General features: G+C 47.0%; 26 protein-coding genes and 4 tRNA genes. 8 read left to right on the forward strand and 22 right to left on the reverse strand.

The genetic code is table 11. The features are described from left to right. Window positions 1–49: 49 nt before the first annotated feature. The 5 genes from DWY55_RS10510 to DWY55_RS10530 form a co-directional block, all read right to left on the reverse strand. Window positions 50–1,177, reverse strand: a complete 1,128-nt coding sequence (locus DWY55_RS10510; RefSeq protein WP_005836562.1) for a response regulator — start codon at window positions 1,175–1,177, stop codon at window positions 50–52. Between the two features lie 41 nt (window positions 1,178–1,218). Further along, window positions 1,219–2,154 (reverse strand): UDP-glucuronic acid decarboxylase family protein, encoded by a 936-nt coding sequence (locus tag DWY55_RS10515; RefSeq protein ID WP_005825375.1) that lies wholly within the window; start codon window positions 2,152–2,154, stop codon window positions 1,219–1,221. 165 nt (window positions 2,155–2,319) lie between these two features. Then, window positions 2,320–2,853, reverse strand: coding sequence for an IbrB-like domain-containing protein (locus tag DWY55_RS10520; protein WP_005825377.1), 534 nt, complete (start codon window positions 2,851–2,853; stop codon window positions 2,320–2,322). Continuing rightward, window positions 2,850–4,139, reverse strand: coding sequence for a DUF3440 domain-containing protein (locus tag DWY55_RS10525; protein WP_005836560.1), 1,290 nt, complete (start codon window positions 4,137–4,139; stop codon window positions 2,850–2,852). The genes DWY55_RS10520 and DWY55_RS10525 overlap by 4 nt, the downstream gene beginning before the upstream one ends. 2 nt (window positions 4,140–4,141) lie before the next feature. Then, window positions 4,142–4,537, reverse strand: coding sequence for a hypothetical protein (locus DWY55_RS10530; protein WP_005825381.1), 396 nt, complete (start codon window positions 4,535–4,537; stop codon window positions 4,142–4,144). Between the two features lie 196 nt (window positions 4,538–4,733). Here DWY55_RS10530 and DWY55_RS10535 point away from each other — a divergent pair, with 196 nt between their 5' ends. Both DWY55_RS10535 and DWY55_RS10540 read left to right on the forward strand, forming a co-directional pair. After that, complete coding sequence (locus DWY55_RS10535) at window positions 4,734–5,285, forward strand: chromate transporter (RefSeq protein WP_005825383.1); 552 nt, start codon at window positions 4,734–4,736, stop codon at window positions 5,283–5,285. Next, window positions 5,282–5,806, forward strand: coding sequence for a chromate transporter (locus tag DWY55_RS10540; protein WP_120178079.1), 525 nt, complete (start codon window positions 5,282–5,284; stop codon window positions 5,804–5,806). The genes DWY55_RS10535 and DWY55_RS10540 overlap by 4 nt, the downstream gene beginning before the upstream one ends. Here DWY55_RS10540 and DWY55_RS10545 read toward each other — a convergent pair. After that, window positions 5,798–7,015: a sugar MFS transporter gene (locus tag DWY55_RS10545; RefSeq protein ID WP_120178080.1), complete on the reverse strand. Its 1,218-nt coding sequence runs from the start codon at window positions 7,013–7,015 to the stop codon at window positions 5,798–5,800. The two genes, DWY55_RS10540 and DWY55_RS10545, sit on opposite strands and share 9 nt — an antisense overlap. 153 nt (window positions 7,016–7,168) lie before the next feature. On the opposite strand from DWY55_RS10545, the gene DWY55_RS10550 reads away from it, so the two are divergent. Together DWY55_RS10550 and DWY55_RS10555 are read left to right on the forward strand one after the other, a co-directional pair. Further along, on the forward strand, window positions 7,169–8,053 hold the full coding sequence (locus tag DWY55_RS10550) for an AraC family transcriptional regulator (protein WP_117588767.1): 885 nt from the start codon (window positions 7,169–7,171) through the stop codon (window positions 8,051–8,053). A 94-nt stretch (window positions 8,054–8,147) separates the two neighbouring features. Next, complete coding sequence (locus DWY55_RS10555; RefSeq protein ID WP_008663307.1) at window positions 8,148–8,567, forward strand: pyridoxamine 5'-phosphate oxidase family protein; 420 nt, start codon at window positions 8,148–8,150, stop codon at window positions 8,565–8,567. Here DWY55_RS10555 and DWY55_RS10560 read toward each other — a convergent pair. The 8 genes from DWY55_RS10560 to DWY55_RS10595 all read right to left on the reverse strand — a co-directional run bounded on the left by DWY55_RS10560 (window position 8,544) and on the right by DWY55_RS10595 (window position 15,543). Then, window positions 8,544–9,713, reverse strand: a complete 1,170-nt coding sequence (locus tag DWY55_RS10560; RefSeq protein ID WP_005825397.1) for a MalY/PatB family protein — start codon at window positions 9,711–9,713, stop codon at window positions 8,544–8,546. The genes DWY55_RS10555 and DWY55_RS10560 overlap by 24 nt on opposite strands. A gap of 3 nt (window positions 9,714–9,716) precedes the next feature. Then, window positions 9,717–11,150, reverse strand: coding sequence for an MATE family efflux transporter (locus DWY55_RS10565; protein ID WP_005825399.1), 1,434 nt, complete (start codon window positions 11,148–11,150; stop codon window positions 9,717–9,719). A gap of 19 nt (window positions 11,151–11,169) precedes the next feature. After that, on the reverse strand, window positions 11,170–12,036 hold the full coding sequence (locus tag DWY55_RS10570) for a DUF3737 family protein (RefSeq protein ID WP_008663303.1): 867 nt from the start codon (window positions 12,034–12,036) through the stop codon (window positions 11,170–11,172). A gap of 22 nt (window positions 12,037–12,058) precedes the next feature. Then, the gene (locus DWY55_RS10575; protein WP_005825403.1) at window positions 12,059–12,622 is read right to left on the reverse strand and encodes a sugar O-acetyltransferase; all 564 of its coding nucleotides are present in this window, start codon (window positions 12,620–12,622) and stop codon (window positions 12,059–12,061) included. Between the two features lie 21 nt (window positions 12,623–12,643). Next, window positions 12,644–13,159 carry a cyclophilin-like fold protein gene (locus tag DWY55_RS10580; protein WP_172679929.1) on the reverse strand — a complete coding sequence of 172 codons (516 nt, stop codon included), beginning with the start codon at window positions 13,157–13,159 and terminating at the stop codon, window positions 12,644–12,646. Between the two features lie 204 nt (window positions 13,160–13,363). After that, entirely contained in the window at window positions 13,364–14,179 is an 816-nt protein-coding gene (locus DWY55_RS10585; RefSeq protein WP_005825406.1) for a carboxymuconolactone decarboxylase family protein, read from the reverse strand. Window positions 14,180–14,190: 11 nt separating this feature from the next. Continuing rightward, window positions 14,191–15,186 (reverse strand): flavin reductase, encoded by a 996-nt coding sequence (locus DWY55_RS10590; protein WP_005825407.1) that lies wholly within the window; start codon window positions 15,184–15,186, stop codon window positions 14,191–14,193. Window positions 15,187–15,469: 283 nt separating this feature from the next. Then, window positions 15,470–15,543, reverse strand: a tRNA-Asp gene (locus DWY55_RS10595). Between the two features lie 165 nt (window positions 15,544–15,708). Between DWY55_RS10595 and DWY55_RS10600 the strand changes: the two genes are divergently transcribed. Beyond that, window positions 15,709–17,025, forward strand: a complete 1,317-nt coding sequence (locus DWY55_RS10600) for an aminotransferase class I/II-fold pyridoxal phosphate-dependent enzyme (RefSeq protein ID WP_005836540.1) — start codon at window positions 15,709–15,711, stop codon at window positions 17,023–17,025. Between the two features lie 27 nt (window positions 17,026–17,052). Here the strand turns inward: DWY55_RS10600 and DWY55_RS10605 are convergent, their stop codons facing one another. Together DWY55_RS10605 and DWY55_RS10610 are read right to left on the reverse strand one after the other, a co-directional pair. Then, a complete protein-coding gene (locus DWY55_RS10605; protein WP_005824658.1) occupies window positions 17,053–18,633 on the reverse strand; it encodes a SusD/RagB family nutrient-binding outer membrane lipoprotein in 1,581 nt (526 codons plus the stop codon). A 20-nt stretch (window positions 18,634–18,653) separates the two neighbouring features. Further along, window positions 18,654–21,761, reverse strand: coding sequence for a SusC/RagA family TonB-linked outer membrane protein (locus tag DWY55_RS10610; protein WP_005824660.1), 3,108 nt, complete (start codon window positions 21,759–21,761; stop codon window positions 18,654–18,656). Window positions 21,762–21,901: 140 nt separating this feature from the next. Here DWY55_RS10610 and DWY55_RS10615 point away from each other — a divergent pair, with 140 nt between their 5' ends. Next, a complete protein-coding gene (locus DWY55_RS10615; protein WP_008663291.1) occupies window positions 21,902–22,495 on the forward strand; it encodes a YqgE/AlgH family protein in 594 nt (197 codons plus the stop codon). Here the strand turns inward: DWY55_RS10615 and DWY55_RS10620 are convergent. From DWY55_RS10620 to recR, 3 genes are read right to left on the reverse strand one after another with little or no spacing between them, the layout of a single operon-like run. Next, entirely contained in the window at window positions 22,488–23,024 is a 537-nt protein-coding gene (locus DWY55_RS10620; protein WP_005824666.1) for a GNAT family N-acetyltransferase, read from the reverse strand. The genes DWY55_RS10615 and DWY55_RS10620 overlap by 8 nt on opposite strands. Before the next feature lie 13 nt (window positions 23,025–23,037). After that, window positions 23,038–23,493, reverse strand: a complete 456-nt coding sequence (locus tag DWY55_RS10625; protein ID WP_005824667.1) for a hypothetical protein — start codon at window positions 23,491–23,493, stop codon at window positions 23,038–23,040. A 49-nt stretch (window positions 23,494–23,542) separates the two neighbouring features. Then, complete coding sequence (gene recR / locus DWY55_RS10630) at window positions 23,543–24,160, reverse strand: recombination mediator RecR (protein WP_005824669.1); 618 nt, start codon at window positions 24,158–24,160, stop codon at window positions 23,543–23,545. Between the two features lie 175 nt (window positions 24,161–24,335). Here recR and yihA point away from each other — a divergent pair, with 175 nt between their 5' ends. Next, window positions 24,336–24,944: a ribosome biogenesis GTP-binding protein YihA/YsxC gene (gene yihA, locus DWY55_RS10635; protein WP_005836522.1), complete on the forward strand. Its 609-nt coding sequence runs from the start codon at window positions 24,336–24,338 to the stop codon at window positions 24,942–24,944. Window positions 24,945–24,955: 11 nt separating this feature from the next. Then, window positions 24,956–25,552, forward strand: a complete 597-nt coding sequence (locus DWY55_RS10640; RefSeq protein ID WP_005836520.1) for a DUF4923 family protein — start codon at window positions 24,956–24,958, stop codon at window positions 25,550–25,552. Window positions 25,553–25,624: 72 nt separating this feature from the next. On the opposite strand, the gene DWY55_RS10645 is transcribed toward DWY55_RS10640, so the two are convergent. From DWY55_RS10645 to DWY55_RS10655, 3 genes are all read right to left on the reverse strand, one after another. After that, a tRNA-Gly gene (locus DWY55_RS10645) sits at window positions 25,625–25,697 on the reverse strand. A 32-nt stretch (window positions 25,698–25,729) separates the two neighbouring features. Further along, window positions 25,730–25,811: transfer RNA gene (locus DWY55_RS10650), tRNA-Leu, on the reverse strand. Between the two features lie 27 nt (window positions 25,812–25,838). Further along, window positions 25,839–25,911 (reverse strand) — tRNA-Gly (locus tag DWY55_RS10655). Window position 25,912 lies beyond the last annotated feature (1 nt).

A 25,912-nucleotide genomic window follows, 5' to 3' on the forward strand; every position in this document is an offset into this window, starting at 1 on the left:
GGATGGTCTGTTTTACTTCAACGGACCATCCGTTCTATTTTCTTCGTTATCACTTCTTCACCGGAATAGAGAAGCTGAATATGGAGCCTTCGCCTTCCTTGGAAGTAAACCACAGTTTACCGCCATTCTTCACGACAAAATCCTTGCATAGCAACAAGCCCAGTCCCGAGCCTTCTTCGTTGTTCGTGCCGAACGTGCTGAAATGCGTATCAGTATGCAACAACTTCTTCTGCCCCTCCTCGCTGATGCCACAGCCATAATCCTGGACACTGACAACTGCCATACCATCTACTTCCTCCATCTTCACCAGTACCTCTGAATTCTCCTTACTGAACTTAATGGCATTACTCAACAAGTTACGGACCACTGTCTTCAGCATGTCAATATCAGCGTTGACCATCATTTTTTCCGGTTTCATCTCGCGGATTCTTATCTTCTTCAGGCTTGCCACCATACTGAAAATCTCAATGACACCGTCTGTCACTTCGACGAGGTCCACATCCTGATAAACCACGTTCAACTTACCGATTTGACTCTTTGTCCATTTCAGCAGGTTATCCAGCAATGAAAACACATCCTCCGTAGTCTGATTAGCCATCGTCAGAAGCTCGTACATTTCGGCGCCAATTTTCTCAGATGGCAAGTTCAATATCAGCATATTCAGCACCATTTTGATGGATCCCATCGGAGAACGTAAGTCATGGGCAATCACCGAATAAAGCTTGTCACGCCCGGCAATAGTACGTTGCAGTTCTTCCGTCTTACTCAAAATCAACCGTTTGGCAGCTACCAAAGATATTTGGTGGGTAACACGGATAATCAATTCCTCCTTATTGAAAGGCTTAGAGATGAAGTCATTCGCGCCAACCTGAAACCCCTTCACAATATCTGCCGTACTATTCAGTGCGGTCAGAAAGATGATTGGAATATCAGCTGTATTCGGATTTGACTTTAAATGTTGAGCTACTTCAAAACCACTCATGTCCGGCATCATTACGTCAAGCAAAACCAAATCAGGATTTTCCTTTTCCACCTGTTCCAACGCTTGCCGCCCGTTACTTGCAGTAGCAATCGCGAATTTCTCATTTGTCAAAAGCACTTTCAACAATAAAACGTTTGACATCACATCGTCAACGATGAGAATCTTGTATTCGGAAGGATTTATTTCCATGTTCATCTTTCTATATTGTTTTTCCCGTTATCAAAATTACTATTTAGTTAGGAACGATATTCCTTAAAATACTCTATTATATACTGTAAACCCTCTTCCAGCTCTATAGTCGGTTCCCAGCCCAACTTTTCCTTTGCCAGAGTGATGTCCGGCTGACGCTGTTTGGGATCATCATGAGGCAGTGGCTTGAAAATCAGTTTCGACTTGGAATTCGTCAGCCTAATGACCTTTTCCGCCAGTTCCAATATGGAGAATTCATTCGGATTTCCCAAGTTTACCGGACCGATAAAATCGTCCTCCGTGTTCATCATCCGCACCATACCTTCTATACAGTCATCTACATATTGGAAACTTCGCGTCTGATTACCCGAACCGTATATTGTAATATCCTGGTTCTGCAATGCTTGAACCACGAAATTGGAAACCACCCGTCCGTCATTCGGCAGCATCCGAGGACCGTACGTATTGAATATACGGATAATCTTGATCCGCACTCCATTCTGGCGGTGATAGTCCATAAACAATGTCTCGGCACAACGCTTCCCTTCATCATAACAAGAACGGAGGCCAATTGGATTTACATTTCCCCAATAACTTTCCACTTGGGGATGAATAACGGGGTCACCGTACACTTCGCTGGTAGAAGCCTGCAATATCTTGGCATTCGTCTTTTTGGCCAGTCCCAGCATATTGATGGCGCCCAATACAGAAGTCTTGATGGTTTTAATGGCATCATATTGGTAGTGGATGGGAGAAGCAGGACAAGCCAGATTATAGATTTCGTCCACATCTGCCTCATAAGGGGTTTCCACATCATGCAGTACAAATTCAAAGCGGGGATTGCTCTTCAGATGAGTGATATTTCCTTCCGAACCGGTGAAAAGATTATCCAGACAAATCACCTGATGCCCGTCGTTTATCAATCGGGTACAAAGATGAGAACCTATAAAACCAGCACCGCCACTAACCAAAATTTTCTTCATGTAATGTTTTTTATAGTGCCTTAAAGCACATAGGACCTATTCTGTTTGTTTTGATGCTGACAAATGTAGGCGATTTGACTAAATTATGCAAGTTTGCAACGAAATATTTCACTTGTTAATGAATATAAAGAGGCAGATTAAAAAATCCACCCCTGAAATATTCATTTATTTATCCGCCACATACTCTTCTTTCTTATCCGGAATGCTGAAGTTCTTGTTCGCAAACAAGTCTGCCAGACCCGAAATTTGCTTTAAACGCAACACTTCGTCGCGATCCATTCCGATATTCTTCATTATCCATTCATCAGACATACCGGCTCTGTCCAATTCCGCAACAATATGGCACATCAACTCGATATTATGCGTACCACGGGCACGATTATGACGGATAGTGGACGCCATACGGTTGGAAAGTTCCTTGTCAATCACGACCACGGGAAGCAACCCGTTTTCGCGCTGATAAATTCTTTTGGATGTCTTCAACACCTGATAACGGTGGTAACCGTCCACCAGGATGTAGTTATCCTCTTCCTCATCATAGTAACAGACACAAGGCATGGTGAAACCATCTTCCCAGATGGAAAGCTCCAGAAGCTTCATTTCGGGCGGTGCCACTACATTCGGATTGTAATCGTTTGCTTGTATTTTCTCTATTGGAATTGCCCTTACGTTATATACCGGACTTTTATCTACGCTCATAACATCATATTTTTGAATTGTTCCATTATCTTGTCTCTTTTGTATGCCTCTTCCTTGTTCAAGGCAAAACCCATGTACTTGCAGGCATGGTCATTCTTCAGGATGCATATGCACATCCGCTTATAAGTGGGAATTTCCCGGAATTCCGCGATGTCAATATCATCCAGATAATCCATGCGCACCGGCTTCTTGTTTGTCTTGTAATTCGTGATATTTATCACTTCAATGGACACTCCTGCATCCCTCAGCTTCTGGATGGTCTCGTCAGCCAGACACCCCCCTTTTGTACGCCAGAATTCAATGCTGACGGTAAGCTTTTTCAAGTAGTTCCTCCGGGTCTCTTCCGGCAAGGTGGAAAGCAGGAACTGCATAAAGCCTTTCCACGTATACCCTTCGGGCAGTCGGACCGTCTGCCACCCCATAGCACGCGTCCCTCCGTAAATACCGGTAAAGTTCACCCCGTTGACCCGCCCTATCATTCTTCCCCAAGTATTCGGGTCGATGACACGATACAGCTTCAGGCTCTCTTGTGCCTCACAAAGAAAAGGGCTTGCCACACGCTGGCGTTCGATATTGACTCCGGCTTTATAATATAGGTCATACAAATGGTTATAGTCAAAGCCGAATTTGCCATTGGCCGTCCAGATATCCGTCGTCTTCCAATCATAAATGGGATAAGCATTGAAAATGTCATTGCCTATCTTCGAGGTCCAGCGGTAATTGTGGTACATCTGATACTTCCGGTTCAGATGGATGCTGCGCCAGCGGTTAAAACTCTCTTGCGTACGGATGCCTATGAGAAAGCAGGCACGCACTCCATCCTTCTTCTCATGCAGCCATTTGGCAAAGTGCATCTGGAACTCATAATCCCACATTTCGGGAGTGTAGAAAGGAAACGTCTCTTTAGTGAGGCAGCCTTTCGGCATCTTCCTTACCCAAATGTCCTCCAAATCCTCCTGCCACGGACGCCAGTAACTCTGGTACATCGACGTACAAGTCGTTACACGGAAAGGCACACAAACACGATACACCTCCAATATATCCTTATTCGCCTCCAATACCCGGTCCACATAATCAATGGTCATGCTGTACTGTATCTCATAGTCCATATGGAATACACACAGTTTACGGTTCAGCCGGTTCCGGCGGATATAGTCTATGCACAAATTCAGCAACACTCCACTATCTTTTCCTCCCGAAAAAGAGACGCATATCGTGTCAAATTCCCTAAAAATCACATCAAGACGTTCTTGCGCCAGTTCATACACATTTTTGGGTGTAGCCATAATTATCTGTTTTTCTTCATTTTCACATAACGGGTCCATACCTTGTCTTCCAAAAAGCCCAGCTCGCTGAAGACATCCCTATCTTCAACAAAGCTAACAGCCGTCAGACTACTCTCCTCGCCCTGCTTCTCAAGTACCTTTTCCAGAAGCAATTTTAGCGTGTCAACATTCCTTTCCTTAATATAATAGTTGTTGATGACACATTCATACTTCTTGTGCTCCACCGGCACAAAACCTACAACATGTTTATTATCCAGAGCAACAAACCACTCGTACTCTTCCGATGTCCGGAAAGGGTAATTGTAGTTCTGTTTCAGCACTTCCGGGCTCATAACCAAAGGGGCTACAAGCTCGTACAGCTTTTTATCCGTACCATGTAATTGCACTATCTGTATCATATCTACATTTATATTATTTGTAATTACGTGTTAAAGATAAAGCTTATTTACGACGGAATATTCTCCTTTTAAATAGATTTAAGAATATAGCCCTGTAATATAAAATATTAATAAATAAATAAATATTATCCCCCTAATTTGTATATGTTGATTAATTTGGGTTTCTTTGCAAAAGAAAGTCACCCGAAGAGAAATAATGAAATATTTACTGCTTTTTATGACCTTTGCCAAGATAGGAATGTTCACTATCGGTGGCGGATACGCTATGATACCTCTCATTGAACGGGAAATCGTAAAAAAGAGATGGATGAGTAAAGAAGATTTCATGGAAATGTTTGCGTTGACCCAGTCACTTCCCGGTGTTTTTGCTGTCAATATATCCATATTCGTCGGCTACAAGCTGCATAAAGTAAAAGGTAGCCTGGTGTGTGCACTTGCCACAATCCTCCCCTCTTTTGTCATCATGATGCTGATAGCCATGTTCTTCGCTCATTTTCAGGACAACCAGGTGATGATACGCATCTTTAACGGTATCCGTCCGGCAGTAGTCGCACTGATTGTGATACCCTGCATTTCGGCTGCACGGGCACTGAAGCTGAAGTATTGGCAACTGGTGCTTCCAGCCATCGCCACCATACTCATCTGGCAATTCGGGCTATCCCCCGTATACATTGTCCTTGCAGGAATTGCAGGAGGAATGCTCTATACATTATGGTTAAAAGATAAACTGAGAAAATTACAGATATGATTTATTGGCAGCTGATATTGGTATATCTGAAAATCGGAATGTTCGGTTTTGGAGGCGGTTACGCCATGTTGTCCCTCATCCAATACGAGGTGGTGGACCACCATCACTGGCTCACCCTGCAACAATTCACGGACGTGGTGGCCATCTCGCAGATGACGCCCGGTCCGATAGGCATCAACAGTGCCACCTATGTGGGCTATGCAGTTACTCAAAGCGTGTGGGGAGCTGTCGTGGCCACCGTTGCAGTATGCCTTCCCTCGTTCATCCTGGTATTGCTCATCTCTTACTTCTTCGTGAAATGCAAGGACAACAAATACATCAAGGCGGCAATGTCGGGACTGCTGCCCATGTCCGTATCATTGATAGCTGCTGCTGCCCTATTGCTGATGAACAAGGAAAATTTCATAGATTACAAAAGCATACTTATCTTTGCAGCCGCTTTCGGCGTGACGTGGAAGTGGAACCTCCACCCTATCTTACTGATAATCCTTGCCGGAGTCGCAGGCTTCCTTCTATATTGAAGAAGCGGTAGAGACGGACACCATCTTGCGGGCATATGCCCACACCACGCAATAGGCAACCAGCGGTACGATGAACGCCCACACCATCGTCGTATGGTCTGCCACCAGTCCCATCAACAGCGGACCTACCACGCCTCCCACGGGAGACATCATCAGGAAAGAGGAAGCCCTCTTGGTATGGTTGCCCAGCCCGCGCAAGGAAAGTGCAAAAATCGTGGGAAACATAATAGCCTCAAATGCATATCCGCACAACAGAGCTGCAAGCGACACCATTCCTACATCCAGCAACACCAACAAGGTAGTCATCACAGTGCCCGTAGCACAAACCAGCAACATCTTCTCGGCACGCACACGTCCCATAATCCAGCTACCGGCAAAACGTCCTAACATAAATAATCCCAGTCCACCGAAAGAAAGCACTACGGAAGCTTCGCGGGCATTCATCCAATTCTGCTCCACCACGTAGTTGATGAAGAAGCTGTTGATGGAAATCTCGCCGACCTCATAGGCAAACAAGGCTATCAGCCCGAAAATGAAAAGCCGGTGTGACCACAATCCGACCTTATTACCAGCTTCGTCCACCTCCACACTATGTTCAATCTCGGGCAACTTGATTCTTGAAAAGACCAGTGCTACCAGCAACACAATTACCCCCATGCAGATATAGGGCAATGCGACATTACCCGAGCCCATCTGCCCATCCTTCGAGAAGAGCAGCAGTCCAGCCAGTACCGGTGCACAGATACATCCCAGACCGTTGAAGGATTGCGCGAAATTCAGCCGGCTGGCAGCAGTTTCCTTTGCGCCCAATTCTGTGGCATAAGGATTGGCGGCAGTTTCAAGAAACGTCAGTCCACAGCCTATCACGAACAATGCAAACAAGAAAAGATTAAAAGACAGATAATGCTGCCCGGGGATAAAGAGCAGCGAACCGACGCCGTAAAGCAACAGACCGAATACCACACCCCGGCGGTATCCGAAGCGACTGATGAAAAATCCTGCAGGAATGGCCATAATGAAGTATCCCATATACATCGTCATCTGTATAAAGGCCGAATGTGTCTTCGTGATATCCAGTATCTCTTGAAAGTGCTTGTTCAGTACATTCAGAATGGCATGGGCAAATCCCCACAAAAAGAAAAGAGAGGTAATCAAAATGAAGGGCACAAGGTATTGTCTGCCCACCAATGGTATTCGTTTCTGTTTCATAATATGATAATTCCAGACAATCGTTGCAAGGCGATTGATAATTGCGGGTGCAAAGATAAACAAAACTCCCGGTCTTTACCCAACATTTTCCTATTCGCTATTGTACGGAGCAGCTTTTTCTCTAACTTTACTGCCATCATACAATGTTAAGCCATGAAAAATGCCATCCCACGATACAATTTCTACAAAACTAAGTACGGAAGCGAACTTCTGATAGATGTCGTTGATTTGCAGTATACCCGGAAATTCTTGACCCAGGGAAAAGTACATATTCTGACCTACTATGACATCACCTTCATCACAGAAGGAGAAGGAGAATTCACTATCGGTAACCGGACACACTTGGCAGCTCCCGGTGATGTATTCTTCTCCAAACCAGGTGAGGTGCGCAGTTGGGACACAGACCGTATCGGCAACGGTCATGCTCTAATTTTTGAGGATACCTTTTTGACCTCTTTCTTCAAAGACCCACTATTCGTGCAGCACCTCCCGTTCTTCCGAATGGGAAAAATGGTAGACAAACTCCAACTGCCGAACGGGCTCTATGTACGAATACTCCAACTTCTGCACGACATAAAGGTCGAAATCGACTCTTTCCACCCACACGATACGGGCATATTACGCGCCTTACTTTACGAAGTCCTCATGCTACTCAACCGTGCCTACCGCACCTCTATCCCTCCGGAGACGGGTAAGGAGCCACATAAAGATATCAGCAGCTTCCACCTCAGCCGATTCTTCGAATTGGTTGGGGAGCACTTCCGGGAGCAGCATTCTGTACAATTCTATGCCGATAAACTATGCATCACTCCCAACTATCTGAACGAAATCCTCTCTTCGGCCATAAACATCAACGCCAAGCAGTACATACTCAACAAGGTTACAGACGAAGCCCAGCGTCTGCTCACCTACACCGACCTCCCCATTTCAGAAATAGCCTCCGAACTCCATTTCTCAACCGTCTCCTACTTTGTACGTAGTTTCCGACAATGTATAGGGTATACTCCCCTCGCCTACCGGAAAATGGAGAAACCGTGAAAAGTGACATATCCTCCTTCTTTTTTATTGTACAAAAGTTCCACTTACCGGCTATCTTTGCCCTTGAAACAATAACCCATAAAAAAAACAAACAATGAGAGATGCAGAAAAAACAGTAGGAAACATGATTGACAAGGAAAAAACCATCTTTGTCGGTTCGGTGGATGCCGAAGGCTTTCCCAACATCAAGGCCATGTTGCAAACCCGCAAAAGGGAAGGGCTCAAACACATTTACCTATCAACGAACACCTCGTCGATGCGCGTTTCGCAATTTCTCAAAAATAACCGGGCATGCCTTTACGTCTGCAACACACGCTTCTTCAAGGGCGTAATGCTGCGCGGCACGATGGAGATACTGACGGACAGCACCAGTAAGGAAATGATATGGCAGGAAGGCGACACTATGTACTATCCCGAAGGAGTGACTGATCCCGATTATTGTGTCCTGAAGTTCACCGCCTTCTCCGGTAGGTATTACAGCGGATTTAAATCAGAAGACTTCACGATAGAATAAACGGGCCATCCGTTCCAGTCCATCAGCAAGCAGAGCCCGGGGACAAGCGATATTCAGCCGGATAAAGCCCTCTCCACCGGGACCGTACATCGTACCGGAATTGACCATCAGATGCTGTTGTTCTTGCAAACGCAAGGCGACAACATCTGAGCTGATACCGGAAGCACGGCAGTCTATCCAAACCAAATAAGTTCCTTCGAGTGGCAGCACGGGATATTGTGGTAACCGTTCCTTGAAAAAGCAGCAGAGGTATTCGTAATTCCCCCGCAGATATTTCCGCAAGGCATCGAGCCATTCCCCACCTTCGTTGTAAGCTGCCATTGTGGCGATTACGCCGAACGGATTGACGTCGCATACCTCGTTGATGTTAATGGCTCTGTCAATACGGCGGCGCACCTCTTCATCGGCTGCGATGATATTGGCGATTTGCAACCCGGCAAGGTTGAACGCCTTACTCGGCGAAACGCAAGTGACGGAATTTTGCAAAAAGCGTTCGGACAAGGAGGCAAAGGGTGTGTAGTCATATCCTTCGTAAGTCAGTTCACAATGAATCTCATCCGCCACGACAAACACCTCATTCCGTAAACAAATATCACCTATATGCTGCAGTTCTTCCGGAGTCCAGACCCGTCCGACCGGATTGTGAGGATTGCACAGCAGCAGGATTTTTGCTTTCGGATCGGAAGCTTTCCTTTCAAGATCGGCAAAGTCGATTACGTAGCGGCCATCCTGATAAACGAGATTATTGGCAAACAACTCGCATCCGTCATTACGGATAGATGAGTAGAAACAATTATAGGCAGGAGTCTGAACGATGACTTTATCACCCGGCATGGCCAAGGCTTTGATAATGGCTGACAGAGCCGGCACGACACCACTCGTATAGATAATCCACCGGGAATCAACCTGCCAGCGATGCCGGTCATCGAACCACCGGACGACCGCATCATAATAGGCTTCGGGTACTTTTGTATAACCGAAAATACCGTGCGCCACCCGCTTTTGTAAGGCATCGATAATAGCGGGTGCTGTACGGAAATCCATATCTGCCACCCACATGGGCAGTACATTCTCCTCTTCGGGAGTATCCCATTTATAAGAATTCGTCCCGCGACGCGGGATGATTGTATCGAAATCGTATTTCATAATTTATCTTTTTATTCGCAACTTATAAATCCAGTTACCACTCCAAAGCCTGACAAGAAAAATCGCTCCCCGGAAACAAAGCTCAATACACATGGCAAGCCATACGCCCCGTAGCCCCATCGTAGGGGCAAGCCATGCTGCCAGTGTCAGCCGGACACCCCAGATACTGCCAAAATTCATCAGACTGGGAACAAATGTATTGCCCGCACCCACAAATACACCGTAGGCGACGATAGATGCCGCAAACATCGGCTCCGCAAAAGCTTCTATCCGCAGAATCCCGATTCCCAACATGCGGATTTCCTCCACAGGCGTCATCACTCCGATGATCTGAGGGGCCGCCACATACATCAGCACTCCCATGACTCCCATAATCAGCATCCCTGACCAAACGGTAATGTTGGCAAAACGCTTGAGTAACCGGATACGGTTTGCTCCAAGACTCTGGCCTACCAACGTCGTGGCAGCCTCCGATATACCGTAGCCGGGCATATAACAAAGGCTTTCAGCGATGATGGCAAATGAGTTGGCGGCAATGGCGACGATGCCGAGCGGTGCGACGATAACCGTCGTCATAATCTGCGCTCCGCAAATGGCAATATGCTCGAATCCCATTGGCAGGGAGATGCGGACAGCCTGGCGCAGCGTCTCTTTCCGGGGAAGAAAACTGCCCTGCCCCCCGGATAGTCTCAACATGGACGAGCGACGGCAAAGATACCACATCATCCCACCGGCAGTGATAAGTTCGGCCAACACGGTTCCCAATACCGCACCTTCCACACCTAAACCTACGCCGGGAACGATGAACTCCCATCCCCACCAGTCTACCTGCCGTGTCGGGAAAATAAGGAAGAAGTTGAACACGACATCCCAAAAACACATCAGTACATTTAGCATACTGGGTACACGCATATTCCCACTACACCGCAACATGCCGCCCGCAAGGAAATTCAACTGCAAGGCGGGTAAGAAAAGTGAAAATATCCGGAAATAGAAGGATGAATCGCTCCGTATCATTTCATCACCACCCAGCCAGCCGGGAAGCACACCACTGATAGAAATGCCGACAACCGCCAACAAAGAACTGAAAACAAGTGTAGCCGTAACCGATTGGCGGAGTATTTTTTTCGCTCCTGCAAAATCTCCGGCCCCAATCCGGTGTGCCACTTGGACAGAAAATCCCGTTGCAGCGGCGGCACACAATCCCCAGAACAGCCATGTCGTGGTTGAAACCAATCCGATGGAAGCCGCTGCATTCGCACCCAGGCTACCAACCATCGAAGCATCGATATACTGCATGGCGATGGAGGACACCTGCGCCATAATAGCAGGGACACTGAGGTATGCAGTCAGGCGTAACTGCTGCCCCAGCGTCATACTCTTCCCTTCGCGGATAAGCGACAACAAGTAATCGGTCTTTCCCTTTTTTATTCCCATCAGGCTATTTGCAAAGGCATCAGTCGGTGAAACAAGTTTTCTCGTCCCAAAGCTTCAACTCACAGTCGGCAGGTGCCTTTATATTTTCATCGAGAATGATTTCCCCATAGCTTTCGGCAGTGATACTGCCTGTCCGTGGATTCTTCACCCCACCTATCGCCCCCTTGATGGTTGCCTGCACCGAACTGTATTCGAAAGCCCGGTCGCAGTCGGGACCAAAGGTACAATTCTCCAATACGAGGTCGTGGGCATAGCAGAGCGGTTGCTCACCGGTTATATGGCAGTTCACCAACCGGAGATTGTGCGAATGCCAGCCGAGATATTCGCCATTGAGTTCGGAATCGTAGATTGTCACATTCTCCACCTCCCAGAAAGCATCCTTTGTAGTGACTTTGGCATTGCGCAACTCTACATTCTTCACATACTGGAAAACGTATTTGCTGTCGCTCTCCAATCCGTCTATGCGGATGTCGCTACTGAACATGAACGGATAAGTTCCTCCATGCAACTTCAGATTTCTGATGTTCAGATTCTGGCAACGCCAGAATACTTCATCGGCATCGTTCATCTCTACATTCTCAATTTCGATGTCGTGCATCTCGCGGAACATTTTGGGTGCGTCGATACGCGTATCGGTCATTTTCAGATGGTCGGAATACCACAGTGCCGAACGCCCGCCGACATCGAAAAAACAACGGTCGATTACAAACCCGTGAACATGCCAGAAGGGGTAATTCCCTTCGAATCGACAATTGACAGCTTCGATGTTGCTGCATTCCTTGATGGCTGATTCTCCGGCATGGATAATTACATTCTCCAAACGTAAGTCATGTGATTCAAACAAAGGTCTTTCTCCACCGAATGCTGTATTTGATATTATTCTCATCTTGTTTTCAATGTTATAATTATTACTCTATTCTCTTTATCAATTTCGCGGGGACACCGCCTACTATTGTATTCGCTTCCACATCTTTCGTCACAACCGCTCCAGCTCCCACCACAGCATTGTCACCGATTGTCATTCCTGGAAGAATCGTCGCATTAGAACCTACCCAGACATTCCTACCCAATACAATCGGTGCCGGATAGGTAGTTTGGCGTTCTTCCGGAGGCAAACCATGATTGAGCGTTGCAAAGACTACATTATGCCCGATTTGGCATCCGTCACCGATTATCACACCACCATGGTCCTGAAAATGACAGCAGGCATTAATAAATACGCCTTCGCCCACTGTAATATTCTTCCCGAAATCGGTATAGAACGGTGGGAATACCCGGAACGATGACGGGACTTGATAACCGAACAATTCGGAGAGTAACCCACGTACCTCGTCCGGTGTATGATATGCCGTGTTCAGCCGGAAAGTGATGCGTCTGGCTTCATTGCTCATTTTGTCCATAAAGCGATGTATCTCCTCCGTATCAAGCGCTTGACGCGTCTTTACATATTCCTTGAATTCGTTCGTAGTCATAGTGCCCTTATTAATCCATTCTTATCTTCTTTCAAATCTCACAAGTATATCTCCGGGCACACTCAACATTTCAATGCCATTGCCATCAACACGACCGATTTTAATCAAAGTATCACTATAAGACCCATTCTTACAAAAAATTGCCACATTTCCCCATGGGGCATAGATGGTTATATCACCGGCAATAGGAGCACAGCCACGCGTAACACCTTCAATTGCCAGAGCCGGAGAGGGATAGAAGATTTTTTCTGTAGTATTATTGTAATCATTCAACGTAACCTCCAATGGCAGACGAGCAAGAAAATCCTGTGTGGCGGCATTGTCCTCCATAGTGGCAGTAATGGTACGATTGCTAACCATGATATTTACCTGCAATGAAGATACATCCGGAACTTCGGATTCATTCTCATCTTCCCCACCCGATGGTCCGGAAAGTTCAGGATGTTCGGGTGTAAACGGTTCATCACCTGAATCTTCGCAGGCTGCCATTGCCAGAACGGTCATCAGCATCATAGAAATTAATAGTAATTTTTTCATATTCATCTTTCTGTTGATTTTATAATTATCTTTAGGATTATTAATGATGATGCAAAAATAGGCAGTATCCGTCATATGCCGTGTAGACAAATCCCCGGTATCTATACCCAAATTACGGATTATGCTTTTCCTCCGGCTACTAAATCATGGTCCTATAAAGCAAAAACTCCCGCAATCGTTTAAATTACAGGAGTTTGGATGGTATTACTTAAGTTTATCGTATTCTTCATCCGTCACCGGTTCCAGCCACTCATTAGAAGTATCCTCACCGGGAACTTCGAAAGCAAGATGGGCAAACCAACCATCAGAAGCGGCACCGTGCCAATGCTTCACATTTGCAGGGATATGGATAACCGTACCGGGTAGAATCTCTACTGCCTGCTTGCCTTCTTCTTGATACCATCCACGACCGGCAACACCGATAAGCATCTGCCCACCGCCTTTAGTAGCGCGGTGTATGTGCCAGTTATTGCGACAACGAGGCTCGAAAGTGACGTTAGAGATGGAAACCTGCTCGCGTGAAACGGGAACAAGATAACTGTTGCCTATGAAGTACTGTGCATATGCAGCGTTCGGTTCCCCAATGGGGAAAATCATTTCACGCTGGAATGCGGCTTTGGCATCTTCACCGGCAGTGTCCTCTGCCCATACACCTTTGGCCAGATTAAACGCTGCCCACGCTTTGGGCCAACCGGCATAAAAACCGATATGGGTGATGATTTCGGCAATCTCCGTACGGGTAATACCGTTCTTCTTTGCCGACTGAAGGTGGAACACGAGCGAATTATCCGTGATACCCTGACTGATAAGAGAGGTAATGGTTACTAAACTACGGTCACGCAGACCGAGTTTGTCGGTGCGGCTCCAGACCTCGCCAAAGAGGACATCGTCGTTTAGTTCCGCAAATTTAGGAGCAAACTCACCCAACTGGGTGCGTCCTGCTGTCTGTACTATCTTTTCTTGTGCCATAACATTGAGTGTTAAAATGCTGAATACTGAAATTAAAAAAATCTTGTTCATAGTCGTTCTATTTATTGCATGAAGTTATTGAGCTTGTTAGCCGGATTTAGTGGCGTCTGGTCAGACAAGACCAATGATTTGACCATGCGCAACGTTCCTTGCTTGTATTTCTGAAAGTGTTCTGATGCAATATGTTTTACATAAGCCGCATGGCTCGCATAGGTTTCGAGAATAGTCACCTTGCAGGGATTCTCCTTCTCGCCGACCGCATACATAGTCAGCACGCCCGATTCGGTACGCAGAGAGATTTCGCCTACTTCGGTTGCGTATTTCATATACTCGTCGAGATACTGCGGATAAACCTCGATTTTCGACAACCGCACGATACCGTCAGCACTCATCGGCTCTTTGGCGCACATACCCGGCCGCTTATCCAGATTCAGGCATTTGCCGATAATCTCTCCCGTGGCAAGGTAGGAATAGGTCGGAAATTCAAACAATACGGGTTTCAGCTTCGTATAGTCAAGTTTCCCGTTATTATCAAGCACTTCAGGAGCAGCGTATGTATTGACTATCGCACAAATGAAATTGTCGAAACCTTCAGTTTCATAGATGTCTACCACCTCACACTCCATGGTGAGGGGTGATGCGTCTATAACGGGGGTACCGTTTTCGCCAATATGGTAGGCAAACACCTCCGACTTATCGACCGTCGCACCGCTTACACTTCCCACATAGTCAGCTTTCGGCAATATTTCACGACTCACTAGATTGACGGAAAGTCGTTTTGAGTCCTTTATCCCTTGATTAGTGTAATGGCTTTTACTCATGCTGATGAGTATCCGGTCATGTCCAATAACACCCGTATGCCCTACCACTAGCCAGTTTACTTTCCCTTCAACCTCTGCCCCGACAACCGTCATCGGCTTGGGATAGAGCGCCAACAGATTTCCGAGATTTTTCTTGTTCGTTTCCATTATATTGGGTTGAACGGTGTTCTCCTTTACGGGAATACTGCACGACATTATGACAAGCAGTGACAGAACTCCTAAAATTGTTTTTGTCATACGTTATATTACTCTATTTTTCTTGCTAAACTTCTGATGACAAAGGTACCGCGATAGCACAAGCGAAGGTGTATATGATTTACGGATATTTGTACCCGAATTCCCGATTATACCGCAAGAAAGTTCAAGTTCATCAGATGAGTATAGTAAGACTGGCAGAAATCCCACGAATAATCCCACGCATGATTTGTTTTTAATCGTTATTCTTGCCGATACAGAAAACAAAAAAAGCTCTGAAATCCTTGAATTTCAGAGCTTTGCTTTAATTTGCTATTTGCTTTCGCGGTGCGTACGGGACTCGAACCCGTGACCCCATGCGTGACAGGCATGTATTCTAACCAACTGAACTAACGCACCATTATTTCATTCTTTCGTTGCTATCTCTCTCGATTGCGGTTGCAAAGGTAGACAAAATTCTTATATCTGCAATAGCTTGAAAGAAAAAAAATCATCTTTTTTTTAACATAGCTTGATTATAAGAGATTTATGTTACCTTTGCAAAACTAAATTAATATTGAAATCATGAGAAATACTCCTATTGAACGTAAGTTGATAGATGAAACTATCGCAGATTTTCATATCACAGACTTTGCCAAAGCAACCATCCGTGAAGTAAAAGCCATTGCAGCCAATGCCGAAGCGGCATCGGGTGTGGAATTCATAAAAATGGAAATGGGTGTACCCGGACTCCCCCCCTCAGCCGTCGGCGTAAAGGCCGAGGTGGAGGCATTGCAGAATGGTATTGCCAGCCTCTACCCGGACATTAACGGACTTCCCGCCTTGAAAGAGGAAGCATCACGTTTTATCAAAGCCTTTATCAATGTAGATGTAGCCCCCGAAGGTTGTGTACCAGTTACCGGCTCCATGCAAGGAACTTTCGCTTCATTCCTCACATGTAGCCAGTGCGATGAGAAAAAGGATACCATTCTCTTCATCGATCCCGGTTTCCCGGTACAGAAGCAGCAGCTGGTCGTGATGGGACAGAAATATGAAACCTTTGACGTATATGACTACCGTGGCGACAAGTTGAAAGCGAAGCTGGAAAGTTACCTCAGCAAAGGCAATATCTCTGCCATCGTCTATTCCAATCCCAACAACCCCAGCTGGATTTGCCTGAAAGAAGAAGAGTTGCGCATCATCGGCGAACTGGCAACCCAATATGACGTCATTGTGTTGGAAGACCTCGCCTACTTTGCCATGGACTTCCGCCAAGACTTGAGCAAACCGTTCCAAGCGCCTTACCAACCTTCTGTGGCACACTATACGGACTATTACGTGCTGCTCATTTCCGGTTCCAAAGCTTTCAGCTATGCCGGTCAACGTATCGGTGTCAGCTGCATTTCGGACAAACTGTATCACCGGGCCTATCCCGGGCTGACACAACGCTACGGCGGCGGCACCTTCGGCACAGTATTCATCCACCGCGTACTCTATGCACTCTCCTCCGGCACCAGCCACTCTGCTCAGTATGCTCTTGCCGCCATGCTTAAAGCAGCTAATGAAGATCAATACAACTTTCTTGATGAAGTGAAAGTATACGGTGAACGTGCCCGCCGCCTGAAAGAAATCTTCTTGCGCCACGGTTTCCACTTGGTATACGACAATGATTTGGGTGATCCCGTTGCCGACGGTTTCTATTTCACCATCGGTTACCCGGGCATGAGTAGCGGAGAACTTGCGCGGGAACTAATGTACTACGGTGTAAGCGCCATTTCACTGGTGACCACCGGAAGCCATCAGGAAGGATTACGTGCCTGCACTTCCTTTATCCAAGACCATCAGTACGACCAGTTGGACGAACGTATGGCAATTTTTGCCGAGAATCACCCCATCCAATAAAAAATATCCCTATATAATAAGGTATCTCTACCAGTTGATGCCGGTATCCCACCACAATCGGGTACCGGCATTGTCATCTCCACCCAGTGCCTCTACCAAAGCGGCATACTGCTCGGCATTCTCCGTCTTCAGTCCGCCGGGAAAGTTCAGACGGCGAATCATTGTCTCAGTATCTATACACCCGTCTTTACTGTGATTAAAGCGCACGGGGAATAGCCGGGGATACCCCGTCCGGCGCTGTTCCGCCCAAGCTTCACACCCTTCGGGAAACATGGCAATCCATTTTTGGGTAATAATCTTCTCCAGTTTCGTATCCCTATCCGCTGACTCCAGCCAGCGTGGCGAAACCTGACAACGGGCGGTAATATCATTCTCCATATCGTAGGTATCCACAAAATCGGCAGGCAACAAGTCGCTCTCCAGATAAGCATCGGACTGCAAGATGCCATACTGACGGAAAGAAGCCATTACCCCTTCTTCATAGCAGGTTTTCACCGACTCATCGGTCCATCCCCGTAGGGCAGCCTCGGCACGCAGGAACCAGACTTCTGCTGCCGGCATCAACACTGCATCAGTCTGCTGGGTAACTTTCAATTTTGAGAGTGTATTATAATAGTTATGTGCAAAGCATGTACCCTGACGAATGCCGCGATACTCGCCTGCAAACTGTTCATCCTGGCAAGTGGCAAAATAGATTTCACGACGGGGATCTTCATATCCGTTCAGTATGGACTCCATCGGCGCTCCCATATAAGCTTCATTCCAAACAAGGTTTATCTCGCCCAACGGATTGGTATATCCACTCGCCGTGGAAACCGCCACCGACTCGTCCGCCTCCCGAATGACTCCGTATTCATTATCCATCGCTTTACGGAATTCCGTTTTTGCCTTCTCCGGACTGGCTACCGCAATGCGCATGGCAAGCCGCATCCTCAACGAGTTGGCAAACTTTATCCAAGAGTCATAATCACCGTCCAACAACATATCGAAACGCGCAAACTCCGAAGCTCCCGGATGCTCGACAATATAATCGGAAAGTACAGCTACAGCCGTATCGAGTTCACAGAAAAATGCATTATAGACCTCTTTCTGCGTGTCGGGCATATAACGGGCTTCGAGATCGGCAAAATGACTATACACAATAGGGCCGTAATAGTCCGTGACACGGTGCATCACTTCCACCTTCAGTATCTTGGTAATGCCGAAAAAGGCAGGCATGCGATCACGTGTGGCATTCTCCGACTGATATATCTGCGGGAAAACATACTCATAGGTATGTCCCCACATGGCGCTGTTCCATCCATCCTGCAAGTTGTAGTCCGAATTGTGCGAACCTCCATTCAGAGGCTTGGCATCGTGCATGTAACCGCTGAACATATCGGCATTCAAATTCTGGGTCAACTGAAAAGGCCAGTTCTTCCCCTTTCCGTAGTCGTAATTGAAATAGATGCCTTGCTGGATGATTCCAAGACGGATGCCATGTTCGTTATAGTCGGCCTGCAAGTCCTCGTCCGTCACGCCGGACTTGTCCGTATTGATTTCCTTAAAGTCTCCCGTACAAGCCAGAAACACGAAAACCATGCCAATCAGTACTATAATCCTCTTCATATCAAGTCTCCCTCCCCCTCTTAAAATTCACACTTCAAAGAAAATCCCCAACTACGCGTGGTAGGCATACCGTAGACTTCAATTCCCTGGTTATCGTTGCCCGTAGAGAGTACCAGGTCAGGGTCGAAAGGCGCCTTTTTGTAGAAGAAGAACAAGTTGCGTCCCGAAAAGGACAGTTGTGCCCGCTTGAGGACTTTGGTCTTTTCCATCCAGGCAGCAGGCAGTTGGTAGCCCACGGACAGCTCACGCAGCCTGATGTTCGTGGCATCATACATATAATATTCCGTCACCCCGGCCCGTCCGCCTACAACATTCTTATAAAATCCTTTCACATTATCTATCCGGTTACCTTCAAGCATTACATAACCTTTGTCTCTGGCCCGGGCCGTGACTTCAGAAACGCCATACATATCCATATCCGCCTGCGTCTGGGACAAAATATCGCCTCCAAAGCGACAATCCACCAGAAAATAGAAAGAAAAATTCTTGTAAGACAGCATATGATTCCAGCCCAGCATCAGTTTTGGATTGGCATTGCCCACTTTCACCGTATTGCCATCACCTTCCACCAAAGGCATGCCGGTATTGTCTCCTTCCGTGCCGTAAACGATATTGCCCGCATCGTCACGTACAAAAGCTTTTCCGTAGATGTCACCGATAGAGCCCCCTTTCACCAATTTCATGGCATAACTGGACGAGAAGCTGGTAGGACCGTAAAGAAACTCCTTCAGCGCTTCGTGCAGTGAAATTATCTTGTTGCGGTTGGTGGAGAAGTTCACCTCTGTTTTCCACTTGAAATGGTTTGTCAGCAAAGGAACGGCATCCAATGAAATCTCCCACCCCACATTCTGTATATCACCCGCATTGACATAACGGTAGGCATATTTATCGCCCGACAGAGTAGGAAGCTTGAAGAACTGGTTCCGGGTATTCGTCTTATAGAAAGTGGCATTCAAACCAATGCGGTTCTTTAAAAAACGCGCTTCTATACCCGCCTCAAAGGAGTGCGTCATCTCCGGTTCCATATCCTTGAACGGCGCGGCATCACTTGCCAGGAACTCTCCGCCCGCCGTGATATGCGAGGAAGGATTTGTGATGAACATGGGAATATCATTGCCCACCATGCTGTATGCCCCCCTTATCTTTGCCAGTGACACCCATTGGGGTAAAGTCATCAGCTTATTGAATATCAGCGAAAATCCCACGGAGGGATAGAAGAACCCGCTTTTCTCATGAGATGTATAAGCCAGCGTGGAAGACCAGTCATTACGGGCCGACAAATCAAGATAGACAAACTCGTTGTAGCCCAGTTGTGCCGTCGCAAACAAGGACTGCAATTGGCGCCGCGCATCAATCTTCTGGTCCAGCCCGGCAGAACCATTCATGATGATATTGGCCAGATTGAACACATTGGCATATTTCAGCGAAGCTGTTTTAGAGTCATAGCGGGTGGAGTTCACAGTCTTGTCATTGATACTGACACCGAGCGCCGCGTTGAGAGAGAATGCATCCCACTGCTTTTTCATCATCAGTATGGCGTCTCCGTAATATTGGGTTTCCTGATAGTCCATCTCGATATAACGCCCATTGGCTCCCGCCAACGCCGGAGCGGTAGAGGCATAGAACTGCTGGCGCACCTTGTCGTTAATATAGTCTACATTGCCACGGGCCTGCAGGCTTAACCAATCGTTTATCTTCAGATTGGCGGATAAGGAGACTATGACATGCATGCGGTTCTCCTTGCTCAATATGCGATTGGTAATCCAGTAGGGATTCTGCTCAAAATCCTCGTAGGAGGTATGCCAATTCTGTATGTTCAAGTTTCTACCCTCATCATAAACCTCGAAGTTCTCCTTATAATAAGCAATATCCTCACCCCGTGGAAAACGGTAGAGCCCCACCAAAGGATTCATGTAGAAACCACCCACGGTAGGCTTGTTCTTCACCACCTGGCGCATCAGGTTCATACTGCCATCTAACTTCAGACGGGAATTCAATAGAACGGAAGTCTCTCTGAAAGTGAGGTTGTGCTTCGAAAGGTTATGTTTCCCAATGATGCCATGCCCCGTAGTATTAGCATAGGAGAAATAGTTCTGCAACTTCTCATTGCCGTGACTCAAGGAGATGGAAGTTATGGAGGTGACACCAGTAGAGAAGAAGTCTCTCAGATTATCGTATTCGGGAAGGTTTGCCCGTTCTCCCCAACTGTCCACACCGTCACTTACTCCATAGCGGTTCTGCATCTTGGGTAGCGCAAAAGCATTGTCGAACATTAGGCTCGTCGAGAAAGAAACACTGCGCTGCCCGTGCGACTGCCCCTTCTTTGTAGTAATCAGTATCACCCCATTGGCGGCCTGACTACCATACAAAGCTGCCGCTGGAGCTCCTTTCAGGATACTGATACTCTCTATATCCTCAGGATTCAGATTGGAAATGCCATCTCCTCCGTCACGGTTGCCGGCATTGGCCGTTCCACCTATGGCAGAGTATGCTTGCTCGGAAGTGGAGTTCAGAATGGGAACACCGTCTATCACATACAGCGGTTGGTTGTCACTCGCCACCGAGCGGATTCCACGGATACTGACTTTGGCTGAGGCTCCCAGACCGGAAGAAACCTGATTAACACGCACACCTGCCGACTTGCCGGTCAACGAAGTAATTAAGTTGGGCATTTTTACTCGCGTCAACTCCTCGTTTTTTATTAAATCTGTGGCGTAAGAAAGAGAATTTTCTTTCTTTTCGATACCCAAAGCGGTAACAATAACGTTATCCAGCTCTATCATATCTTCTCTTAGCGTGATATGAAAGGTCGAACGTCCTTCCACCTCAATATCCTGGGAAATGTAGCCGATAAACGAAACACGAAGCACTGCATTATCGGCAACCACCAGAGTGAATTTTCCTTCCGAATCCGCTATCGCACCATTGGCAGTTTCTTTCTCTTGAATAGTGGCACCGGCCAGCGGAAACCCGCTTTCATCCAGCACACGGCCACTTATCGTCACTTTAGAAAGCTGTATTTCAGAATGTCCCGGACGCTGCATACGCTCCATAAAATCCTCCGGGCAATCCGTCCATCCTATAGAAAACAGCCCTAAAATTAACGTATATAATGTAGTATATTTCATTGCATTAAATTGCCAATTACTTGCAAACTTAAGTATTTTCTCCGAATAAAAAAAGCCATAAAATCTGAGAAAAGAAACTTTTAAAATGAAAAACAGCGAAGAACTTTTGTTTATTGTGGAATATTATGTATATTAGGGGCATGTATAGCAATATAGATCTATTCAAGATAGAAACAAACCATGTGGTTCCTGCCCGGGGAAAGGTCTTGATTTCCGAACCCTTTTTGTGTGACCATATGTTTGGGCGATCCGTCATTCTACTGGTGGACCATACACATGACGGCACAATGGGACTGGTTCTGAACAAACCGCTCCCCCTATTCTTGAATGATGTGCTGAAAGACTTCGACTGCCCGGAAAACATACCTATCTATAAAGGAGGACCGCTCAGCACAGATACGTTGTTCTATCTACACACGCTCAAGGGCATTACCAGAGCATTGCCCATCGGCAAAGGCTTCTACCTGAACGGTGATTTTGAAGCCATTAAAGACTACATCATGCAGGGAAATCCCGTTAAAGGCAGAATCAGATTTTTTTTGGGGTACTCCGGCTGGGAGTACGAACAGCTGGGCCGGGAAATTGAAGAAAACACCTGGCTGGTAGGCAAAGAAAACATCAGTTCGCTAATGGACGAGGCGGCCAGCGGCACACTCTGGAAGAAGGCATTGTGCAAGCTGGGAGCAAAATATGAAATATGGTCGCGCTTCCCCCAGATTCCAACGTTCAATTAGTGCTGCGGAGAAGTTGCAACAGTACGACATCCTTATAGCACCCTCCTACGCGCCACCACTCCCTCAAAAGCCCACAACGCACAAAACCGCAGGATTCAAAAAGGCGGATACTTGCCTCATTATCCACCGAGATATGGACTATCAACTGTTTCAGATACAAGAAACTGAAAACATAGTCGCACAGCAAACGCAGCGCTTCCTTGGCATAACCATTGCCCTGATACTCCTTCCGTATGGCAATACCCACCTCTCCCCGGGCATGCATGGGAGAAAACTCTGTAATATCGATAGTGCCTATCACCGCATCATCCTCTACACGTATAATCATCATACGCAGCTGGCGGTCGGCAAACATATCGCATTCGGAATTCTCAATATATTGTTTCAAGACAAATCTGGAATAGGGCACGGTGAAGTTCGTCACATCCCAAGTCTGGGAATCATTCTCCATGGCATACATCACTTCCAGGTCTTCCGGCTCCATAGCACGGAGACGCACCCTTTCATTGCAGAAATAGGATTTATTCATATTTTCCAGTCGGTTACATTTCTTCTTTATTGATATGCAGTTCTTTACGCAGGCGTCCCTCACCCGGCAGGCAGAACAGAGAAGCCGTCAGTCCTATCAGTGCGCACAGTACACCCGTACTGCTCAACACTATATAATAGGTGAAAAAGCCTGCAAGCACCGGTATGGCAAGCAATGCCAGCCGCACGCCACTCCACAACGCATAGAGGCGGAGGGCTTCGGGAAGCGTCACTACATCTATTTTCCTGATCAATACCCATGAAAAGAGTTTCAGGGATACGGGCACGCAAGAGGCAGCCAGCAGAATGGTTATCGTCTCGGCCATATAGGTGGCACGTACATCTCCGGCATACATACCTACCCATTCGCCTCCGGTTTCTCCAAGCAGGACGAGCAGGATGGGAAGCATCCAGAAATAGGCAAAAGTTGTTCGGACACGCGCTGCGGTCTTCTTTATTTGTTCTTCCATTTAGTAAATTGATAGTGGATAATGAATAATTGATAATGGCCCCAAACAATCAGGCAGTTCCGGAAAATGGAGTGCGGTTCACAATACTGCGTCCCAGAGTCACTTCATCCGTATACTCCAATTCGTCACCGATGGAAATGCCACGGGCTATGACGGAGAGCTTCACGCCCAGTTTTTCCAGCTTGCGGTAGATATAAAAGTTGGTGGTATCTCCCTCCATCGTCGTGCTCAGCGCAAGAATCACTTCATTGATGCCGCCGGCGGCTACCCGCCGCACAAGGCTTTCTATCTGCAAGTCTCCGGGGCCAATGCCATCCATCGGCGAGATGACGCCTCCCAGCACGTGATACAAACCACGGAACTGTTGTGTGGCTTCCACAGCCATCACATCGCGGATGTTCTCTACCACACAAACCACAGAGGCGTCCCGTTGCGGACTGGAACAGATACGGCACGTCTCCGTATCTGATATATTATGGCATACCTTGCAATATTTCACTTCATGCTTCAGCGTCACGATGGCATTGCCGAACGCTTCCACCACTGCCGTATCCTGGCGGAGCAGGTGAAGAACCAGCCTCATAGCCGTCTTGCGTCCCACTCCGGGCAACTTGGCAAACTCATTTACCGCCTTCTCCAATAATGTAGAGGGAAACTGTCCATTCATACTTAAAATTCTCCTATTGGCCACAAAGATAGTGCAAACCGAATGCAGAATAAAATGAACTCGTTCATTTTTTATGCTGAGGTGCAGCCTATCTTCGCTTTCTGGGCAAAGATAGTGCAAACTTATGAAATTAGTGCTACCTTTGCCACACGTAAAACCCCAAAAAGGCAATAAAATGGATATTACAAACGCTGAATTCGTCATCAGTAACACAGACGTGCGGAAATGCCCCACCGGTACATTTCCCGAATATGCTTTCATCGGACGCTCCAACGTAGGAAAATCCAGTCTCATCAATATGCTGACCGGGAGAAAAGGGCTCGCCATGACCTCTGCCACACCGGGAAAGACCATGCTCATCAACCATTTCCTCATCAACAAGAGCTGGTACATTGTAGACCTTCCGGGATACGGCTACGCCAAACGGGGACAGAAAGGGCAGGAACAAATCAAACGTATTATAGAAAGTTATATACTGCAACGCGAACAGATGACTTGTCTGTTTGTTCTTATAGATAGCCGGCTGGCTCCCCAAGCCATCGACCTCGAGTTTACGGAATGGCTGGGCGAGAACGGTGTACCCTTTGCCATCGTCTTCACAAAGGCCGACAAACTGAAAGGCGGCAGACTGAACACCCACATCAACGAATACCTGGAACAGTTGAAGGAACAATGGGAAGAGCTGCCCCCCTACTTCATCACCTCTTCTGAAAACCGCATGGGACGGAAAGAACTGCTGGACTATATCGAAAGTATCAACAAAAGCCTGAATAGCAAACAATAGAAATAAGTAAAATGAAAAGATTAGTTTTTTGGCAACTGTTTGTTGCCGCACTACTGCTGACCAGCAATAGTCATGCACAATCCATCAAGGATTTGTTCAACAAAGAAAATATAGAGAAGGCGGTAAATGCCGTGACCGGCAAGTCAACAGCGGATATGACCGGCACTTGGTCGTATACCGGCTCCGCCATTGAATTCGAATCGGACAACCTGCTGCAGAAAGCCGGCGGTGCCGTTGCCGCCACAGCCGCAGAAAAGAAACTGGACGAACAGCTTGCCAAAGTAGGCATCAAAGCCGGGCAAATGTCATTCACATTCAACGCCGACAGCACATTCAGCGCCAAAGTAGGGCAAAAGAGCATGAAGGGAAGCTACTCCTACGATGCATCCACCCAAAAGGTCAACTTGAAATTCGCCAAGCTGATAGGTATGAATGCCAAGGTCAACGCTACCTCCACAACTATGGACCTGCTGTTCGAATCGGACAAGCTACTGAAACTGATAACCTTCCTCTCCAGCAAAAGCAGCAACTCCACTCTGAAGAGTATCGGCTCGCTGGCCAACAGCTACGACGGAATGATGCTCGGATTCTCATTACAGAAACTGTAACAACAACTTCCATACAACAAAAAAATCCCGCAAGCACCGAACAATGCTTGCGGGATTTTTTTATCTGAAAAGAGCGGAAAACGAGACTCGAACTCGCGACCCTAACCTTGGCAAGGTTATGCTCTACCAACTGAGCTATTTCCGCATGGGATGACTCTCCTTTTTTGAGGAGTAAAGTGCCCAGAACAGGACTCGAACCTGCATGCCTCTCGACACACGCACCTGAAACGTGCGCGTCTACCAATTCCGCCACCTGGGCATAAGTCATCTTCAATACATCTGAAAGAGCGGAAAACGAGACTCGAACTCGCGACCCTAACCTTGGCAAGGTTATGCTCTACCAACTGAGCTATTTCCGCA

Source organism: Bacteroides sp. AF25-38AC, from assembly GCF_003602995.1.
Classification (GTDB): Bacteria; Bacteroidota; Bacteroidia; order Bacteroidales; family Bacteroidaceae; genus Bacteroides; species Bacteroides uniformis.

Bases quoted from the DNA above. Each gene is read 5' to 3' on its own strand.
- DWY55_RS10510 (WP_005836562.1), bottom strand. From the start codon at position 1,177: ATGAACATGGAAATAAATCCTTCCGAATACAAGATTCTCATCGTTGAC.
- DWY55_RS10585 (WP_005825406.1), bottom strand. From the start codon at position 14,179: ATGAACAAGATTTTTTTAATTTCAGTATTCAGCATTTTAACACTCAAT.
- DWY55_RS10605 (WP_005824658.1), bottom strand. From the start codon at position 18,633: ATGAAGAGGATTATAGTACTGATTGGCATGGTTTTCGTGTTTCTGGCT.
- DWY55_RS10625 (WP_005824667.1), bottom strand. From the start codon at position 23,493: ATGGAAGAACAAATAAAGAAGACCGCAGCGCGTGTCCGAACAACTTTT.
- DWY55_RS10640 (WP_005836520.1), top strand. From the start codon at position 24,956: ATGAAAAGATTAGTTTTTTGGCAACTGTTTGTTGCCGCACTACTGCTG.
- DWY55_RS10570 (WP_008663303.1), bottom strand. From the start codon at position 12,036: ATGAGAATAATATCAAATACAGCATTCGGTGGAGAAAGACCTTTGTTT.
- recR (WP_005824669.1), bottom strand. From the start codon at position 24,160: ATGAATGGACAGTTTCCCTCTACATTATTGGAGAAGGCGGTAAATGAG.
- DWY55_RS10545 (WP_120178080.1), bottom strand. From the start codon at position 7,015: ATGAAACAGAAACGAATACCATTGGTGGGCAGACAATACCTTGTGCCC.
- DWY55_RS10600 (WP_005836540.1), top strand. From the start codon at position 15,709: ATGAGAAATACTCCTATTGAACGTAAGTTGATAGATGAAACTATCGCA.
- DWY55_RS10575 (WP_005825403.1), bottom strand. From the start codon at position 12,622: ATGACTACGAACGAATTCAAGGAATATGTAAAGACGCGTCAAGCGCTT.
- DWY55_RS10620 (WP_005824666.1), bottom strand. From the start codon at position 23,024: ATGAATAAATCCTATTTCTGCAATGAAAGGGTGCGTCTCCGTGCTATG.
- DWY55_RS10580 (WP_172679929.1), bottom strand. From the start codon at position 13,159: ATGAAAAAATTACTATTAATTTCTATGATGCTGATGACCGTTCTGGCA.
- DWY55_RS10565 (WP_005825399.1), bottom strand. From the start codon at position 11,150: ATGGGAATAAAAAAGGGAAAGACCGATTACTTGTTGTCGCTTATCCGC.
- DWY55_RS10555 (WP_008663307.1), top strand. From the start codon at position 8,148: ATGAGAGATGCAGAAAAAACAGTAGGAAACATGATTGACAAGGAAAAA.
- DWY55_RS10590 (WP_005825407.1), bottom strand. From the start codon at position 15,186: ATGACAAAAACAATTTTAGGAGTTCTGTCACTGCTTGTCATAATGTCG.
- DWY55_RS10535 (WP_005825383.1), top strand. From the start codon at position 4,734: ATGAAATATTTACTGCTTTTTATGACCTTTGCCAAGATAGGAATGTTC.
- DWY55_RS10560 (WP_005825397.1), bottom strand. From the start codon at position 9,713: ATGAAATACGATTTCGATACAATCATCCCGCGTCGCGGGACGAATTCT.
- DWY55_RS10550 (WP_117588767.1), top strand. From the start codon at position 7,169: ATGAAAAATGCCATCCCACGATACAATTTCTACAAAACTAAGTACGGA.
- DWY55_RS10530 (WP_005825381.1), bottom strand. From the start codon at position 4,537: ATGATACAGATAGTGCAATTACATGGTACGGATAAAAAGCTGTACGAG.
- DWY55_RS10525 (WP_005836560.1), bottom strand. From the start codon at position 4,139: ATGGCTACACCCAAAAATGTGTATGAACTGGCGCAAGAACGTCTTGAT.
- DWY55_RS10615 (WP_008663291.1), top strand. From the start codon at position 21,902: ATGTATAGCAATATAGATCTATTCAAGATAGAAACAAACCATGTGGTT.
- DWY55_RS10610 (WP_005824660.1), bottom strand. From the start codon at position 21,761: ATGAAATATACTACATTATATACGTTAATTTTAGGGCTGTTTTCTATA.
- yihA (WP_005836522.1), top strand. From the start codon at position 24,336: ATGGATATTACAAACGCTGAATTCGTCATCAGTAACACAGACGTGCGG.
- DWY55_RS10520 (WP_005825377.1), bottom strand. From the start codon at position 2,853: ATGAGCGTAGATAAAAGTCCGGTATATAACGTAAGGGCAATTCCAATA.
- DWY55_RS10540 (WP_120178079.1), top strand. From the start codon at position 5,282: ATGATTTATTGGCAGCTGATATTGGTATATCTGAAAATCGGAATGTTC.
- DWY55_RS10515 (WP_005825375.1), bottom strand. From the start codon at position 2,154: ATGAAGAAAATTTTGGTTAGTGGCGGTGCTGGTTTTATAGGTTCTCAT.